The 16362-nt window shown below is 61.1% G+C and carries 14 protein-coding genes and 1 pseudogene; 9 read left to right on the forward strand and 6 right to left on the reverse strand.

Going from position 1 to position 16362, the window contains the following annotated elements; all coding sequences use genetic code 11:
• Positions 1-7 precede the first annotated feature (7 nt).
• Positions 8-2197 (reverse strand): patatin-like phospholipase family protein, encoded by a 2190-nt coding sequence (locus AOA59_RS08580; RefSeq protein WP_099486847.1) that lies wholly within the window; start codon positions 2195-2197, stop codon positions 8-10.
• A gap of 84 nt (positions 2198-2281) precedes the next feature.
• On the opposite strand from AOA59_RS08580, the gene AOA59_RS08585 reads away from it, so the two are divergent.
• On the forward strand, positions 2282-2569 hold the full coding sequence (locus tag AOA59_RS08585; RefSeq protein WP_099486848.1) for a SelT/SelW/SelH family protein: 288 nt from the start codon (positions 2282-2284) through the stop codon (positions 2567-2569).
• A gap of 3 nt (positions 2570-2572) precedes the next feature.
• On the opposite strand, the gene AOA59_RS08590 is transcribed toward AOA59_RS08585, so the two are convergent.
• Together AOA59_RS08590 and AOA59_RS08595 are read right to left on the reverse strand one after the other, a co-directional pair.
• The gene (locus AOA59_RS08590; protein WP_099486850.1) at positions 2573-3457 is read right to left on the reverse strand and encodes a DMT family transporter; all 885 of its coding nucleotides are present in this window, start codon (positions 3455-3457) and stop codon (positions 2573-2575) included.
• Positions 3458-3602: 145 nt separating this feature from the next.
• Positions 3603-3899 (reverse strand): annotated as a pseudogene (locus tag AOA59_RS08595) (hypothetical protein); the annotation flags it as partial.
• Between the two features lie 138 nt (positions 3900-4037).
• On the opposite strand from AOA59_RS08595, the gene AOA59_RS08600 reads away from it, so the two are divergent.
• A complete protein-coding gene (locus tag AOA59_RS08600; RefSeq protein WP_056861436.1) occupies positions 4038-4847 on the forward strand; it encodes a UDP-2,3-diacylglucosamine diphosphatase in 810 nt (269 codons plus the stop codon).
• A gap of 130 nt (positions 4848-4977) precedes the next feature.
• Here AOA59_RS08600 and AOA59_RS08605 read toward each other — a convergent pair whose 3' ends face one another.
• The 3 genes from AOA59_RS08605 to phhA all read right to left on the reverse strand — a co-directional run bounded on the left by AOA59_RS08605 (position 4978) and on the right by phhA (position 7431).
• Positions 4978-6171 carry an amino acid aminotransferase gene (locus AOA59_RS08605; protein ID WP_099486852.1) on the reverse strand — a complete coding sequence of 398 codons (1194 nt, stop codon included), beginning with the start codon at positions 6169-6171 and terminating at the stop codon, positions 4978-4980.
• Entirely contained in the window at positions 6171-6527 is a 357-nt protein-coding gene (locus AOA59_RS08610; protein ID WP_017134918.1) for a 4a-hydroxytetrahydrobiopterin dehydratase, read from the reverse strand. The genes AOA59_RS08605 and AOA59_RS08610 overlap by 1 nt, the downstream gene beginning before the upstream one ends.
• 97 nt (positions 6528-6624) lie before the next feature.
• Positions 6625-7431 (reverse strand): phenylalanine 4-monooxygenase, encoded by an 807-nt coding sequence (gene phhA, locus AOA59_RS08615; RefSeq protein ID WP_017134919.1) that lies wholly within the window; start codon positions 7429-7431, stop codon positions 6625-6627.
• Positions 7432-7688: 257 nt separating this feature from the next.
• Between phhA and AOA59_RS08620 the strand changes: the two genes are divergently transcribed.
• The 7 genes from AOA59_RS08620 to flgK all read left to right on the forward strand — a co-directional run bounded on the left by AOA59_RS08620 (position 7689) and on the right by flgK (position 16361).
• The gene (locus tag AOA59_RS08620) at positions 7689-9251 is read left to right on the forward strand and encodes a sigma-54-dependent transcriptional regulator (protein ID WP_065929760.1); all 1563 of its coding nucleotides are present in this window, start codon (positions 7689-7691) and stop codon (positions 9249-9251) included.
• Between the two features lie 328 nt (positions 9252-9579).
• Positions 9580-10320, forward strand: a complete 741-nt coding sequence (locus AOA59_RS08625; RefSeq protein ID WP_017134921.1) for a flagellar basal body rod protein FlgF — start codon at positions 9580-9582, stop codon at positions 10318-10320.
• Positions 10321-10387: 67 nt separating this feature from the next.
• Complete coding sequence (flgG, locus tag AOA59_RS08630; RefSeq protein ID WP_056859743.1) at positions 10388-11173, forward strand: flagellar basal-body rod protein FlgG; 786 nt, start codon at positions 10388-10390, stop codon at positions 11171-11173.
• Between the two features lie 53 nt (positions 11174-11226).
• Complete coding sequence (gene flgH, locus AOA59_RS08635) at positions 11227-11922, forward strand: flagellar basal body L-ring protein FlgH (RefSeq protein WP_056859744.1); 696 nt, start codon at positions 11227-11229, stop codon at positions 11920-11922.
• Positions 11923-11949: 27 nt separating this feature from the next.
• Positions 11950-13038, forward strand: coding sequence for a flagellar basal body P-ring protein FlgI (locus AOA59_RS08640; RefSeq protein WP_225933067.1), 1089 nt, complete (start codon positions 11950-11952; stop codon positions 13036-13038).
• Positions 13039-13042: 4 nt separating this feature from the next.
• On the forward strand, positions 13043-14314 hold the full coding sequence (gene flgJ / locus AOA59_RS08645) for a flagellar assembly peptidoglycan hydrolase FlgJ (RefSeq protein ID WP_099486854.1): 1272 nt from the start codon (positions 13043-13045) through the stop codon (positions 14312-14314).
• 10 nt (positions 14315-14324) lie between these two features.
• A complete protein-coding gene (gene flgK, locus AOA59_RS08650; protein WP_099486856.1) occupies positions 14325-16361 on the forward strand; it encodes a flagellar hook-associated protein FlgK in 2037 nt (678 codons plus the stop codon).
• Position 16362 lies beyond the last annotated feature (1 nt).

A 16362-nucleotide genomic window follows, 5' to 3' on the forward strand; every position in this document is an offset into this window, starting at 1 on the left:
CATCCAGCTAGAACGTCTGCCCGAGGTTCAGGTACACCGCCTGCTGCTTGTCATCATTGAACCCATAGCTGAAGTTCAGCGGCCCCAACGGCGTATCAAAGCCGAGGAAAATACTCGCCGCATTGATATAGCCACTGTCGAACTGATTGTCGTTGTTCCACGCCCGGCCGCGCTCCAGCGAAGCCCCCAGGTACAGTGGAAAATCCAGCGGCAGGTACGAGCGCGGCGTCAGGCGGCGGTAGTACACGGCGCGCATCAGGGCGATGTTCTGCCCCGAGATTGAATCTTCGCGAAAGCCCGATAATTGCCGCGCACCGCCGAGCAGGAAGCTGGAAACCACCACGTCGGATTTATCCAGGGTGCGGCCATAACGACCACCGAGTATCAAGGTGTCCGGGCCGTGGCTCATGGCCTTGTCCAGCTTGAACTCCCACTGTCGGTAGCGCTGGTCCGAACCCAGGCCGGGTTCGAACTCGCGATAGGCCAGGCCGATGTCTTCACCGGAATGGGGGAAGTACACGTTATCCAGCGAATCGAACGAATACTTGAGTTCATAGAAACCCTCGCTGAAGCTGACACTTGGCAAGTCGCGCTCGCCAACACGCACATCCGCCTTGCCCCAGGCTTCGCCGACGCCGAAGCGGATCTCGCCGCTGTTGCCGATCTGGCGCCCTACGTTCAAACCAAAACCGTAGCGCTCCAGGCGGTATTCGGCGATAGGGTCGCTGTCCAGCACCAGGTCAACGTTCTGCGCCTGGGCACTGAGATAGGGCGCGACGAAGTAGCGTGAACCCACATCCAGTGGCTGGTAGAACTCGCTGTACAGCTCCTGGCGATCACCAATCTGCACGCGTGTCAGCCATTCGGCGCCGAGGCGGTTGATGCCGTTCATGCGGTAACTGGCGCCGAGGTTGTAGGCGCTTTCGCCGCGCATGTCATCCGACAGGCTCAGGCCCAGGCGCAAATAGTCGGTGCCGCTGCGTTTGCCGCGCGCGCTGATGACCAGGGTATTGTCCTGGCCCTTTTTCACCACGCGGTATTGCACCTGCTCGAAGTAATCGAGGCCATACAACGTGCCCATGTCGGTTTGCAGGCGGCCCAGGTTCAGCGGCTCGCCCAGGGTTTGGCGGATGTAGTAGCGAATCACGTCGTCACTGACTTTCGAGTCGTTTTCCACCTTGATGGCGGTGATCACCGGCGTGCGTTCACCCGGGGTGCGGGCCTCTACCAATTGCGCGTCGATCGGTTCGGCGGGACGCAGATGCGCCAGGCGCACGTCGAGGGCGCGGGTGGCGCGGTAGCCGGCGTCGATCATGTCTTTGGCGCGGCCGAAGTCGGTCACGCCGTAGGCGGCCAGCGGAGGCTGGATCAACACATCCCTGGGATGCAGGGCCTTGAGTTGTTCTTCGGAGTTGCGTCGGGTCATCAGGGTGATGGACTGGTTGAGCACATCCACCACAGTAGCCAGTTGCTTGCGTGAGCGCAGCGGCGTGCCGATGTCCACGACGATGGCGATATCGACGCCCATTTCGCGCGCCACATCCAGCGGGATATTGTCGGTCATGCCGCCGTCCACCAGCAGCCGCCCGTCCAGCTCAACCGGGGCGAACACTGCCGGGATCGACATGCTCGCACGGATTACCTGGGGCAAGTGACCCTTGCTGAACACCACTTTTTCGCCGGTGGTGATGTCGGTGGCCACAGCGCGGAACGGGATTGGCAGCTTGTCGAAATTACGCGTATTGCTGGAGTGGGCGAACATGCTTTCCAGCAACAGCGCCAGGTTCTGGCCCTGGATCACGCCGAGCGGCAGGCCGAGGCTGCCGTCATCGCGGAAGCTGAGCTTCTGTTTGACGAGGAAGTCGCGGTCATCCTGTTTGCGCCGAAACGGCACGTCTTCGCGTGGCGGGGCATCGGACAATGCCTGTTGCCAGTCGATATTGAGCGCGAGCTTTTCCAGTTCATCGATCTTGTAGCCCGAGGCGTACAGGCCGCCAATCACCGCGCCCATGCTGGTGCCGGCGATAGCATCGATATGGATACCTTGCTCCTCCAGGGCCTTGAGCACGCCAATATGCGCGAGGCCACGGGCGGCACCGCCGGACAGCACCAGGCCGATCTTGGGGCGTGGGCTGTCGACGGCATCGGCGATCAGGGGAAGCAGGCACAGAAACAGGCAGGACAACAGGCGGCGCATCATGAATCTCAAGGCTGGGCGATAAAGGCCGGTATTATAGTCATTCGATCGTCCGTGCCCGTTATGTCAGGAACTTCTCAATTTATGTCTGCCAGCAAACCCGAGATCGTCATTACCTATTGCACCCAATGCCAATGGCTGTTGCGCGCCGCGTGGCTGGCTCAGGAATTGTTGAGTACATTTGCCGATGACCTGTCCCGCGTGGCGCTTGAACCGGCCACCGGCGGGGCGTTTCGCATCACCTGCGACGGCGTGCAGCTCTGGGAGCGCAGGGCCGACGGCGGGTTTCCGGAGGCCAAGGTGCTTAAGCAGCGCGTGCGCGACCAGATCGACCCGCAGCGCGACCTGGGGCACAACGACCGCAAGGCCTGAATGCTAAGCGGTGGCTGCCGGCTGTTTGGCCTGGCTGGCGCTGCCCATTAAGCCTGAGAGCACGATGGCGACAATGATCAGCGCGCCGCCCAGCAGCATGCGCAGGGTCGGGGTTTCGGCGAACAGCAGCCAGGCCGCGGTGATGCCATAGACCGGCTCCATGGCGAACACCACGGACGCGGTGCGCGCCTTGATCACCGCGAGGCTGGCGACAAACAAGCTATGGGCCAGGCCGGTACAGAACACGCCGAGCAGCCCGATCCACAGCCAGTCAATCCCACGCACATCCGCCAGGCCTGGCGCTGCTACTGGCAGCAGGCAGGCTGCGACCACCACGTTCTGGCACAGCGCGGCCTGCACCGCCGGAATGCGCCCGGAGCTGGCGCGGTTGTTCAGCGACAGCAGCGAGAACAACAGGCCCGAAAGAATCCCCCACAACAGGCCCCCCGTGGCTTGGCTGGCGAGGTCGAAGTCTGGCGTCACCAACACCAGGCCCACCGTGACCAGCGCCACCAGCAATACCTCGTTGGCGCGGATGCGCTCGCGGAAGATCAGCCCTTCAAGTATCACGGTAAAGGCCGGGAACGCAGTGAAGCCAAGTGTGGCGACGGCCACCCCGGCGACTTTGACGGCAATGAAGAAGGTCACCCAATGTGCCGCCAGCAGCACGCCGCTGACGACGAGTCGACGCCAGTCGCGCATCTCCAGGGTTTTCCAGGTGGTGTTGCTGGCGAATCGCGCAAAAATCGCCAGGGCGATTACGGCAAAGGCGGCGCGGCCAAACACAATGATGGCCGGCGAGGCGGCCGACAGTTTGCCGAAAACACCGGTGAGGCCAAACATCAGTGCGCCGATATGCAGGGCGCCAAGGGCTGAACGGGGAGTCATTGCGATCCTTGAACCAACGGGGTGACAGAATCGCAGTCTAGAGGCTTGAGGGCGCCTGTGTCTGTCGCAGGCCTCGCGAATCTTAGCGACAGGCTCTTGTCAGCCCGAGCGACGCAACGTGCCCGGTGAGGCGCCAAACTCACGGAGCATGGCGTTCGATGTGCGCATTGAACGCCGCATACGGCAAACGCTTGCCCGGTATCGGTTGGGCCAGCGGATGATTGAGACTGGCCAGCACCAGGCAGCGGCTGCCGTCGCGACTGCCACAGGCATGGTGGGCCGAGAAGGGCAGCACCATCACGCTGCTGGCGTGCACCTGGCTGCCCAGGCCATCGACTTCCAGGTCCAGGTGCCCCGACAACCCAAACACCAACTGGGCGTGATCATGGCTGTGGGCGAGCGGTTCTTCGAGGTAGTGGCGCAGCGTGAGGGTCGGTCTCATCGCAGTCTCCTGGGCAGCAGGCCTGCAGTCTACAACGCTTCTGAGGGCTGCGAGCGCTGTCATCAGACTGACGCACAGTTGTCATGGGCTATTAACCGCCTGGGCGCAAGCTCGCGAAAACACCGTCGAGGGATGCCCATGACCAGTGCCGAGTTCGTTAAACCCAGCCGCAAACAACGGGTTCGTACCCTGTGGATCTCCGACGTGCACTTGGGCACCCGGGATTGCCAGGCCGAGCACCTGTCGCAGTTCCTCAAGGGTTACCACGCCGACAAGGTCTACCTGGTCGGCGATATCATCGACGGCTGGAAAATGCGCGGCGGCATGTATTGGCCCCAGGCTCACACCAATGTGATCCGCCGCTTGCTCACCATGGCCAAGCGCGGCACCGAGGTGATCTACGTCACCGGCAACCACGACGAATTCCTGCGCCGCTACTCCAAGCTGATTCTGGGCAATATCCAACTGGTGGACGAAGCCGTGCACGTCACTGCCGATGGCCGCCACCTGCTGGTGATTCACGGCGATCAATTTGATGTGATCACCCGATACCACCGTTGGCTGGCCTTCCTGGGCGATTCGGCCTACGAGTTCACCCTCACGCTCAACCGTTGGCTCAATCACTGGCGTGCGCGGTATGGCTATGGCTACTGGTCGTTGTCGGCGTACCTGAAACACAAGGTCAAGACGGCGGTGAGTTTTATCAGCGATTTTGAAGAAGCGATCGCCCACGAAGTGACCAAGCGCGAGTTGCATGGCGTGGTGTGCGGGCATATTCACCATGCCGAGATTCGCAAGGTGGGCGAGGTGGACTACCTTAATTGCGGGGATTGGGTGGAGTCGTGCACCGCGTTGATCGAGCACTGGGATGGCAGTATCGAGTTGTATCGGTTGGCGGATGCGCAGGCTAAAGAGGCGCTGCTCAAAGCTGAGATGGTTGCGGGCTAGAAGGTTCGCACGGTCAAAAATGTGGGCGCTGGCTTGCCTGCGATGGCGGTTGTTCAGTCAACTTATTCAGTGACTGACACTCCGTAATCGCAGGCAAGCCAGCTCCCACAGTTTGATTGGATTTCTTCAGTTATTTCGAGACGTCGGCGATAGCCTCGGCCAGTAATGCCAGACGTGTGGCATCAATGCCGGCGACATTCGCCCGCCCTGAACTGACCATATACACGCTGTGCTTCTCACGCAGTTGCTTGACCTGTTCGGCACTCAAGCCGGTATAGGAAAACATCCCACGCTGCGCACCAATATGCGCAAACTTCTCGGCCAGCCCGTGGGGCGCCAGCGCCTCCACCAACCCGGAGCGCAGTTGTGCAATGCGCGAACGCATGGCCTCGACTTCAGCGCTCCAGCGCTTTTTCAGCTCGGCGTCGCCCAGGATGGTCGCTACCACTGCGGCGCCATGATCCGGCGGCGTCGACCACAGGTTGCGCGCGATATTCGCCAGCTGGCTGCGCACGTCCGTGAGCTTCTCGGCGCTTGCCGCGCACACCATCAGCGCGCCGACACGGTCGCTGTACAGGCCGAAGTTCTTCGAGCAGGAACTGGTGACCAGCACTTCCGGCAGCTCGGCGGCAAACAACCGCACCGCCCAGGCATCCTGCTCCAGTCCGTCGCCAAAGCCCTGGTAGGCGAAGTCGATCAGTGGCAGCAACTGCCGTTCGCGCACGATGTGCAACACCTGGCGCCAGTCGTCCTGGGACAAGTCAAAACCGGTCGGGTTATGGCAGCAGGCATGCAACAACACCACGTCGCCCTTGGGCACGGTGGCAAGCGTTGCCAGCATCGCGTCCACGTCCAGGCGGTTATCCGCGCCCACATACGGGTAATGGCTGACCTTGAGCCCGGCCTTGGCGAAGATGGTTTCGTGGATCGGCCAGGTCGGGTCGCTCAGCCAAACGCCACGGCCGGGCAGGTTTTGCGCGATAAAATCCGCACTCAGGCGTAGCGCGCCGGTGCCGCCAGGGGTTTGCGTGGCACCGGCGCGACGCTCGCGAATCAGCGCTGAATCGGCACCCAGTACCAGTTGGCTGATCAGCGCGCCGAAGGCCGCATTGCCGTGGCCGCCGATGTAGGTCTTGGTGGTTTGTGTGTCCACCAGACGCTGTTCGGCCAGTTTTACCGAGTGCGGAATCGGCGTCAGGCCCTGGTCGTCCTTGTAGACGCCCACGCCCAGGTCGAACTTGTTCGGGTTGGCGTCCTGGGCATACAGGTCCATCAGCCCGAGGATCGGGTCGCCGGGCACGCGGCCAATGGCATCAAAATGCATTACTTGCGGCCCTCGGCGTCTTTGGCCACTTCGTCAGTGCGCGCAGCCATGATGAAGTCGTTGCGGTGCAAGCCTTTGATCGAGTGGCTCCACCAGGTCACGGTGACTTTGCCCCACTCGGTCAGCAGGCCTGGGTGATGGCCTTCGGCTTCGGAGATTTCACCCATGGCGTTGGTAAAGGCCAGGGCGAATTTGAAGTTCTTGAACAGGAAAACCTTTTCCAGCTGCATCACGCCGTCGCGCACTTCGATGTTCCAGTCGGGGATCTGCTTGATCAGTACCGGCAGCTCTTCGTCGCTGACTTGTGGGGCATCGGCGCGGCAGGCTTCGCAATGGGCTTGGTTCAAGGTGGTCATGGAGGTGTCCTGAATTCGAATGATTGAGATCAGTGAGCGTTACCCTAAAGCAACGCGGGGCCAGGGAACAGATTCACCTGGCCTCAAATTGTAAGGTTCAAGCAGCTTCGGGTTTGGGCGGGACTGCCTTTGGGGTGAAGAGCGGCGCATGCAGACCCAGCTGCATACCGCGCTCGACCATGCCCATGATGTCTTCCTGCGCCACCTCAAACAGGCGCTTAAGCTCGGGCAATACGAAGTACAGCGGTTGCAGAATGTCGATGCGATACGGCGTGCGCATCGCTTCCAGCGGGTCGAAGGCCTGGTGTTCGGGTTCATCCGACAAGCAATACACGCTTTCTTTAGGCGACGACAAAATGCCCCCGCCGTAGATGCGCCGGCCTTGCGGGGTGTCGACCAGGCCGAATTCGATGGTCATCCAGTACAGCCGCGCCAGGTAAACGCGCTGTTCCTTGGTGGCCGCCAGGCCGAGCTTGCCGTAAGTGTGGGTGAATTCGGCAAACCATGGGTTGGTCAGCAGCGGGCAGTGGCCAAAGATCTCGTGGAAAATATCCGGCTCTTGCAGGTAGTCCAGTTCTTCGCGGGTGCGAATAAAGGTCGCCACCGGAAATTGCTTGCTGGCGAGCAATTCGAAGAAGGTCTGGAAAGGGATCAGTGCGGGGACACGGGCAACTTGCCAGCCGGTGGTTTCGGCCAACACCTTGTTGATCTCACCCAGTTGCGGGATGCGGTCCAGGGGCAGGCCGAGTTTGTCGATGCCGTCCAGGTATTCCTGGCAGGCGCGCCCCTCGATCACTTTCAATTGGCGCGTGATCAGGGTGTTCCACACCGCGTGTTCTTCCGGCGGGTAGTGGATAAAACCTTGCGCATCGGGCTCGCGGGCCACGTAGTGCGTCTGCTTCATACGGCTCTCCTGCTAGGCATTCGTTCTTGTTATGTCCTGCGATGAGCCTATTGATAACGCGGAAAGTGCCGGATTCCATCGGGCTCCGGTGCTTACTCGTAGGAAAAGTTACCGTTATTCGTAAAGTTTTCGTTACGGTATGCCGGCCTATCGTTGTCTTGGGCTGGGAAAAGGTCACAAGCTGTCACATAATCTTGACGACTATCTGCGCCCAGCGGCAAAAAGCCCCGGCGCTTTCCCACCATTTGGGCTTTTTCATGCGTATTAAAGTGCACTGCCAGAACCGTATCGGCATCCTGCGGGACATTCTCAACCTGCTGGTGGAGTACGGCGTCAACGTCGCCAAAGGCGAGGTGGGCGGTGAACATGGCAACGCCATTTACCTGTTTTGCCCCAACCTTGTGAACATGCAGTTCCAGGCGCTGCGCCCGCAATTCGAAGCAATTGCCGGCGTTTTTGGGGTTAAAAGGGTAGGGCTGATGCCCAGCGAACGTCGGCATATGGAGCTCAATGCGCTGCTCGGCGCTCTGGAGTTTCCGGTGTTGTCGATTGATATGGGCGGCTCCATCGTCGCCGCCAACCGCGCGGCGGCGCAGTTGCTCGGGGTGCGGGTGGACGAGGTGCCGGGCATTCCGTTGTCGCGCTATGCCGAAGATTTTGACCTGCCGGAGCTGGTGCGTGCGAGCAAATCGCGCATCAACGGCTTGCGGGTCAAGGTCAAGGGTGACGTGTTTTTGGCGGACATCGCGCCGCTGCAGTCTTCCGAGCACGATGACAGCGAGGCCATGGCCGGCGCCGTGCTGACCCTGCACCGTGCCGACCGTGTGGGCGAGCGTATCTACAATGTGCGCAAGCAAGAGCTGCGCGGCTTCGACAGTATCTTCCAAAGCTCCAGGGTCATGGCCGCGGTGGTGCGCGAAGCCCGGCGCATGGCACCGCTGGATGCGCCGCTATTAATAGAAGGCGAAACCGGCACCGGCAAAGAGTTGCTGGCACGCGCTTGCCACTTGGCCAGCCCGCGCGGGCAATCACCCTTGATGGCGCTCAATTGCGCGGGCCTGCCGGAGTCGATGGCCGAGACCGAGCTGTTCGGCTATGGCCCCGGCGCATTTGAAGGGGCGCGGGCCGAGGGCAAGCTGGGCCTGCTGGAACTGACGGCGGGCGGTACCTTGTTTCTCGATGGCGTGGGAGAAATGAGCGCACGCTTGCAGGTGAAATTGCTGCGCTTTTTGCAGGACGGCTGCTTTCGCCGGGTGGGCAGTGATGAAGAGGTGTACCTCGACGTGCGGGTGATCTGCGCCACCCAGGTGGACCTGTCGGAACTCTGCGCCCGTGGCGAATTCCGCCAGGACCTGTATCACCGGCTCAACGTGCTGTCGCTGCATATCCCGCCGCTGCGTGAATGCCTGGATGGCCTGGCGCCGCTGGTTGAGCATTTTCTTGACCAGGCCAGCCGACAGATTGGTTGCCCGCTGCCGAGGCTGGCACCGGCGGCGATGGATCGGCTCAGTCATTACCACTGGCCGGGCAATGTGCGGCAGTTGGAAAACGTGTTGTTTCAGGCGGTGTCGTTGTGCGACGGCGGCATGGTCAAGGCTGAACATATTCGCCTGCCGGATTATGGGGTGCGCCAGCCGCTTGGGGATTTTTCCCTGGAAGGCGGGTTGGAGAATATCGTTGGGCGGTTTGAAAAGGCGGTGCTGGAGGCTTTGTACGCCGAGCACCCGAGCAGTCGGCAGCTGGGTAAGCGCCTGGGCGTGTCGCACACGACTATTGCCAATAAGTTGCGCGATTACGAAATCCTCAAGACCGATAAATAAGCCGCTGACACACTGAGGTTAAAACTGTGGGAGCTGGCTTGCCTGGGATGACGGTGGGTCAGTTGGCTCATGTGTCACTGATACACCGCTATCGCAGGCAAGCCAGCTCCCACATTGGTTCTTTGTCATTTTCAAGGCCGGTGCTTGCCGCAGGCGGCAGTAGTCCGCCGTTTTTTCGACTCTATCCCTACCACCTAATCTCTAAGCCTGCCCGCAAACCCGCGCCGCATATGGACTTCAATCTATTTTCAAAAGTTGGTTCGCAAATTGCTTAAGCCTCATCAGAGCAACGGTGGGCGGCAAGCGTCCGTCAGAAAGAGGATAGAGCGTGGACAAGTACCTTTATGTGGCAATGACCGGCGCCAGCCAGAATGCACTGGCGCAAAAGGCCCATGCCAACAATCTGGCGAACATTTCCACCAACGGTTTTCAACGGGACCTGGAGCAGGCGCGTTCGATGCCGGTGTTCGGTGACAGCTTTCCGGCGCGGGCATTTGCCATGACCGAACGGCCGGGCACCGACTTCTCCCAGGGCGCCATGATTGAAACCGGTCGCGACCTCGATGTGGCGGTCAGCGGTGACGGTTGGATGGCCGTGCAAACCCCGGATGGCGGCGAAGCCTACGTGCGCAGCGCCAGCATGAATGTGGATGCGCTGGGCGTGTTGCGTGCCGGCAACGGCATGCCGGTGATGGGCAACGGCGGCCCGATTGCCGTGCCGCCCGAGCAGAAAATCGAAGTGGGCGCCGACGGCACCATCAGCATCCGCGCCATGGGCGAAGGCCCACGGGTGATGGCTGAAGTGGACCGCATCAAGCTGGTTCAGCCGGACCTCAAGAACATGACCAAGGGCCTGGATGGCGCCATCCATACCAAGGATGGCAAACCGGCCCAGGCCGACGCGAACGTGCGGCTGACCTCGGGTTTCCTGCAGGCGAGCAACGTCAATGCGGTGGAAGAAATGACCGCCGTGCTGTCGCTCTCCAAGCAGTTCGAGCTGCACATCAAGATGATGAACAGCGCCAAAGAAGACGACCAGGCCATGACTCGCGTTCTGTCGATGAGCTGATCGCCGGTTCACTGAAGACTAATTTTGCAGCACAGCGCCAACAAACAGGCGCACGAAGGAGAACACTATGCTTCCGGCTCTATGGGTTGCCAAAACAGGTTTGGCCGCGCAGGACACCAACCTGACCACCATCTCCAACAACTTGGCGAACGTGTCGACCACGGGTTTCAAACGTGACCGTGCCGAGTTTCAGGACTTGCTCTATCAGATCAAGCGCCAGCCGGGCGCCCAGTCGACCCAGGACAGCGAATTGCCGTCGGGCCTGCAACTGGGTACCGGTGTGCAGATCGTCGGCACCCAGAAAAACTTCAGCGCCGGTAACCTGCAGCAAACCAACCAGCCGCTGGACATGGCCATCAACGGCCGGGGTTTCTTCCAGATCCTGCAGCCCGATGGCACTACGTCCTACACCCGTGACGGTACTTTCCACTTGGACTCCAATGGCCAGATCGTCACCGCCAACGGCTTCGCGCTGGAGCCGGCCGTTGTAGTGCCGGCCGATGCCAAGACCTTTACCGTCGGCACCGACGGCACCGTGTCCATCACCGTGGCCGGTAACCCGGCGTCGCAAGTGATCGGCAACCTGCAAACCGCCGACTTTATCAACCCGGCCGGCTTGCAGGCCATGGGTAACAACCTGTTCCTGGAAACCGCCTCCAGCGGCGCGCCGCAAATCGGCACCCCAGGTCTCAACGGCTTCGGTACCACCCTGCAACAAACCCTGGAAACCTCCAACGTCAGCACGGTTGAGGAGATGGTCAACATGATCACCACCCAGCGCGCCTACGAGATGAACTCCAAGGTGATTTCCACCGCCGACCAGATGCTTTCGTTCGTAACGCAGAATCTGTAATCAAGTCTATGGGGCGCCTTCTGCGGCGCCTGCAACACCGTGAGGTAAGGGTCATGAATCGCTATGTTTCTGTTCTGGCATTGAGTGGGATCGCCGTGCTCGCGGGCTGTGTCGCCCCGTCGCCAAAGCCCAATGACCCGTACTACGCGCCGGTGCTGCCACGCACGCCGTTGCCGGCGGCGGCCAACAATGGCTCGATCTACCAGGCCGGTTTCGAACAGAACCTGTACAGCGACCGCAAGGCGTTCCGGGTGGGTGACATCATCACCATCACCCTGAACGAGAAGACCCAGGCCAGCAAAAACGCCAACTCGCAGATCGGCAAGACCAGCAAGACCGGCATCGGCCTGACTTCGCTGTTTGGTGGTGGCCTGACCACCAATAACCCTTTGGGCGATGGCGACCTGAGCCTCAATGCCGGTTACAGCGGTGACCGTGCTACCAACGGCAAGAGCGCGGCAGGGCAGGGCAACAGCCTGACCGGTTCGATCACCGTGACGGTGGCGGATGTGTTGCCCAACGGCATCATCGCCGTGCGCGGTGAAAAGTGGATGACCCTCAACACCGGCGACGAGCTGGTGCGTATCGCGGGCATGGTGCGTGCCGATGATATTTCCACCGACAACACCGTGCCGTCGACCCGCATTGCCGATGCACGCATTACCTACTCGGGTACGGGTTCGTTTGCTGATGCGAGTCAGCCGGGCTGGTTCGACCGTTTCTTCCTTAGCCCGCTGTTCCCTTTCTAGGTGGCCACTTTGAACCTCAAACAGCTGATGGCTGCCGCGTTATTGCTGGCCTTGAGCGCAGGGGCACACGCCGAGCGGTTGAAAGACATCGCCAGCATTTCCGGCGTGCGCTCCAACCAATTAATCGGCTACGGCCTGGTGGTGGGGCTCAACGGTACGGGTGACCAGACCACCCAGACCCCGTTCACCCTGCAAACCTTCAACAATATGCTCTCGCAGTTCGGCATCAAGGTGCCGCCTGGGTCGGGCAACGTGCAGCTCAAGAACGTCGCGGCCGTGTCGATCAGTGCCGATTTGCCGGCGTTCTCCAAGCCGGGCCAGGTGGTGGACATCACCGTTTCGTCCATCGGTAACTCGAAAAGCCTGCGTGGCGGCACCTTGCTGATGACGCCGCTCAAAGGTATCGACGGCAACGTCTACGCCATCGCCCAGGGCAACCTGGTGGTCGGCGGTTTTGACGCCGAGGGTCGTGACGGCTCGAAGATCACTGTTAACGTGCCATCGGCCGGTCGCATTCCCGGTGGCGCCACGGTTGAACGCACCGTGCCCAGCGGTTTCAACCAGGGCAACAGCCTGACCCTGAACCTCAACCGTTCGGACTTCACCACCGCCAAGCGCGTGGTCGACAAGATCAACGACATGCTCGGCCCTGGCGTGGCACAAGCCATCGACGGCGGCTCGATCCGTGTGACGGCGCCGCTCGACCCAAGCCAGCGCGTCGACTACCTGTCGATCCTGGAAAACCTTGAGGTCGACCCGGGCCAGGCGGTGGCCAAAGTCATCATCAACTCGCGCACCGGCACCATCGTGATCGGCCAGAACGTCAAGGTCTCGCCGGCGGCAGTGACCCACGGCAGCCTGACCGTGACCATCACCGAAGACCCGATCGTCAGCCAGCCCGGGCCGCTGTCCAATGGTCAGACGGCAGTGGTACCGCGCTCGCGGGTCAATGCCCAGCAAGAAGCCAAGCCGATGTTCAAATTCGGCCCCGGCACCACCCTGGACGAAATTGTCCGTGCGGTGAACCAGGTGGGCGCAGCGCCCGGCGACTTGATGGCGATTCTCGAAGCTTTGAAACAGGCCGGCGCCTTGCAAGCCGACCTGATCGTGATCTAAGACCATGGCCATGGATATGCACAAAAGCGGGTTCACCAGCACGGCGGATTCGGGGTCTTATTCCGACCTCAACCGGCTGAACCAGCTCAAGGTCGGCGCCGACAAGAACAGCGAAGGCAACATGCGCAAAGTGGCGCAGGAGTTCGAGTCGCTGTTCCTGAGCGAGATGCTCAAGTCCATGCGTTCGGCCACCGAGGCGCTGGGCAAGGACAACCCGCTGAACACCCCGGCTGCCAAGCAGTACCAGGAAATGTATGACCAGCAGTTGGCGGTCTCGATGTCCCGTGAAGGCGGTGGTATCGGTTTGGCTGACGTGCTGATGCGCCAGATGCAGAAGAACAAGCCGGTTGAGGCGCAGTCCTCCACCTTGCAAGGCCCGGCGGCGGCCGAGCCGGTCAAGGCCAGGAAGGTTGATGTGCCGACCGAAATTGCCGCCGGCACCCATTCGAATGGCCCGTTGGGGCGCTCCAATGGCCAGCGGCCGTTGTGGGCTTACCGCGTTGCGGAGCCGCAAGGTACCAGCGCACACACCAACGACATGGAGCTGATGAACCAGCGTCGCATGGCGTTGCCGAGCAAACTGACCGATCGCCTGCTGGCCGGCATCGTGCCGAGTACCCAGCCCGCTACGCAGGCCGCGAGTGCGCCACTGCGTAACAGCGCCGCCACCGATAACGTGGTTAACAGCGCCGCGCGCAACTTTGCCGTGCCGAGCGGGCGCATGCAGGTTTATGGCCGCGCAATTGCCCAGCCACCGCTGGCACCGGCGAAAAAAGCCTTCAGCTCGCAGGACGAATTTGTCGCCACCATGCTGCCGATGGCCAAGGCGGCCGCAGCGCGCATCGGGGTCGATCCTAAGTACCTGGTGGCCCAGGCCGCGTTGGAAACCGGTTGGGGTAAATCGGTGATGCGCGCCGAGGACGGCAGCAGCAGCCACAACCTGTTCGGCATCAAGGCCGGGCAGAGTTGGCAGGGCGGCCAGGCGCGTGCAATCACCAGCGAGTTTCGTGCAGGGGCGATGGTCAAGGAAACGGCGCAATTTCGTTCCTATAACTCCTACCAGGACAGCTTCCACGACCTCGTAACATTGCTGCAAAGCAATGATCGCTATAAAGAAGTTGTGAAATCAGCCGACAACCCGGAACAGTTTGTACGCGAGTTGCAAAAAGCCGGATACGCAACCGACCCGGACTACGCCAGCAAGATTTCGCAGATCGCCAAAACGATGAACAGTTACCAGAACTTCGCTGCCGCTGGCGCAACCACACATTTATAAGGTCTGAACCATGAGTTTGCTCAGTATCGGGATGTCAGGACTCAATGCCTCTCAAGGCTCGTTGTCGGTCTTGAGTAACAACATTGCCAACGTCAATACCCCGGGATACTCGCGTCAGCAGACCACCCAAAACGCCAGCGCCAGCAACCAGTATGGCGGCGTGTTTATCGGCAGTGGCACAACGCTTGCGGATGTGCGCCGCATTTATAACGACTTCTTGGGCGCTGCCTACCAGAGCAGCACCGCCCTTAATAGCGATGCCAACGCGTACGCGGGCCAGGCCGCCGCCATCGACAAGACCCTGTCGGACAAGTCCACGGGTATGTCGGCCGTGCTCAGCGCGTTTTTTGCCTCTTTGCAGAACGCCGCGGCCACGCCCAGCGACGTGTCCGCGCGGCAGTTGCTGATCACCAACGCCCAAACGTTGAGCAACCGCTTCAACGCGATTTCCACGCAGTTGACCCAGCAGAAAGAAAGCATCAACGGTCAGTTGCAGACCATGAGTGACCAGGTCAACAAACTGACTTCGTCGATTGCCTCGCTCAACAGCCAAATTGCCACGGCCCAGGGTTCTTCGACCAGTGCGCCGGCCAACCTGCTGGATGCGCGCAATGAGGCGGTGCGTTCGCTCAATGAGCTGATCGGCGTGACGGCCACCGAAAAGAACGGCCAGTTCAGCATCACCACCGGCACCGGCCAATCGCTGGTAGAAGGCAGCGTTGCCAATACCATTTCGGCGGTGCCGAGCAAGAACGACAACAGCCAGTACACCATTCAGCTGAACATGGGCGACACGCCGATGGACATCGGCAATGTGGTCAGTGGCGGCAGCATTGGCGGCCTGTTGCGTTATCGCAGTGATGCGCTGATGCCGGCCATCAACGACCTGGGACGCATCGCCATTGCCGCCGCCGACAGTGTTAACAGCCAGTTGGGCCAGGGCCTGGACCTGAACGGCGATTTCGGCTCCTCGCTGTTTGGCGACATCAACAGCGCTGCGGCGATTTCCCAGCGCAGCCAGGCGGCCGCCGGTAACAGTGCAGGCTCGGGCAACCTGAACGTGACGATTGCCGACAGCAGCAAGCTGTCGACCTTCGACTACAAGGTGACCTTCACCAGCGGCAATCAATACAACGTGGTGCGCTCCGACGGCAAAGCCATGGGCTCGTTCGACACCGCCACCACGCCACCGCCGGTGATTGACGGCTTCACACTGGCCTTGAACGGCAAGGGTCCGGTGGCGACCGGTGACAGTTTTAAAGTCAGCCCGACGGCCAATGGCGCCAGCGGCATCAGTGTCGACCTCAAAGACCCGAACAAACTCGCCTTCGCCGCGCCCCTGGCCGGCAATGCCAGCAAGACCAATACCGGCACCGGCGCGTTCACCCAGCCGACCTTGACCGTGCCGATCGATATCGACGGCGGCGCCGCGACTGCGCAATTGCGCACCGGGATCGAAAACTCGATGCCGGTGAAAATGGTGTTCGGCAAGCCGGCGGCGGACGGCACCCAGTCCTATGCGATCAGTGATGCCCAGGGCAACCCGATCGGCACCGGCACCATCATTCCAGGCCAGGGCAACAAGGTCAGTGTGAACGTGCCGATGCGTGACGCCAGCGGTGCGTTGATCCCCGGCAAAAGCTTCAGCTTTGACACCACTGTGTCCGGTTCGCCGGCCAATGGCGACAGCACCACCTTTTCGTTCAACAGCGGCGCCACCTCCGATGGCCGTAACGCCCAGGAACTGCTGGGGTTGCAGACCAAGGCCACGGTGGGTGCGGTGGACGGGAATGCGGGTGTCAGCCTGGTCAGTGCCAACAGCCGGCTGGTGTCCCAGGTCGGCTCCAAGGCCGCCCAGGCCAACACCGACAGCACCGCCACCGGCGCCTTGCTGGCGGCGAACAAGGCGGCCAGCAACTCAGTGTCCCAGGTCAACCTGGACGAGGAAGCGGGCGACATGATCAAGTTCCAGCAGTACTACACCGCGTCGTCGCAGATCATCAAGGCCGCGCAGGAAACCTTCAGCACACTGATCAACGCCCTTTAAA

The sequence above is a fragment of the Pseudomonas sp. 2822-15 genome (genome assembly GCF_002742515.1).
Taxonomy (GTDB): Bacteria; Pseudomonadota; Gammaproteobacteria; order Pseudomonadales; family Pseudomonadaceae; genus Aquipseudomonas; species Aquipseudomonas salomonii.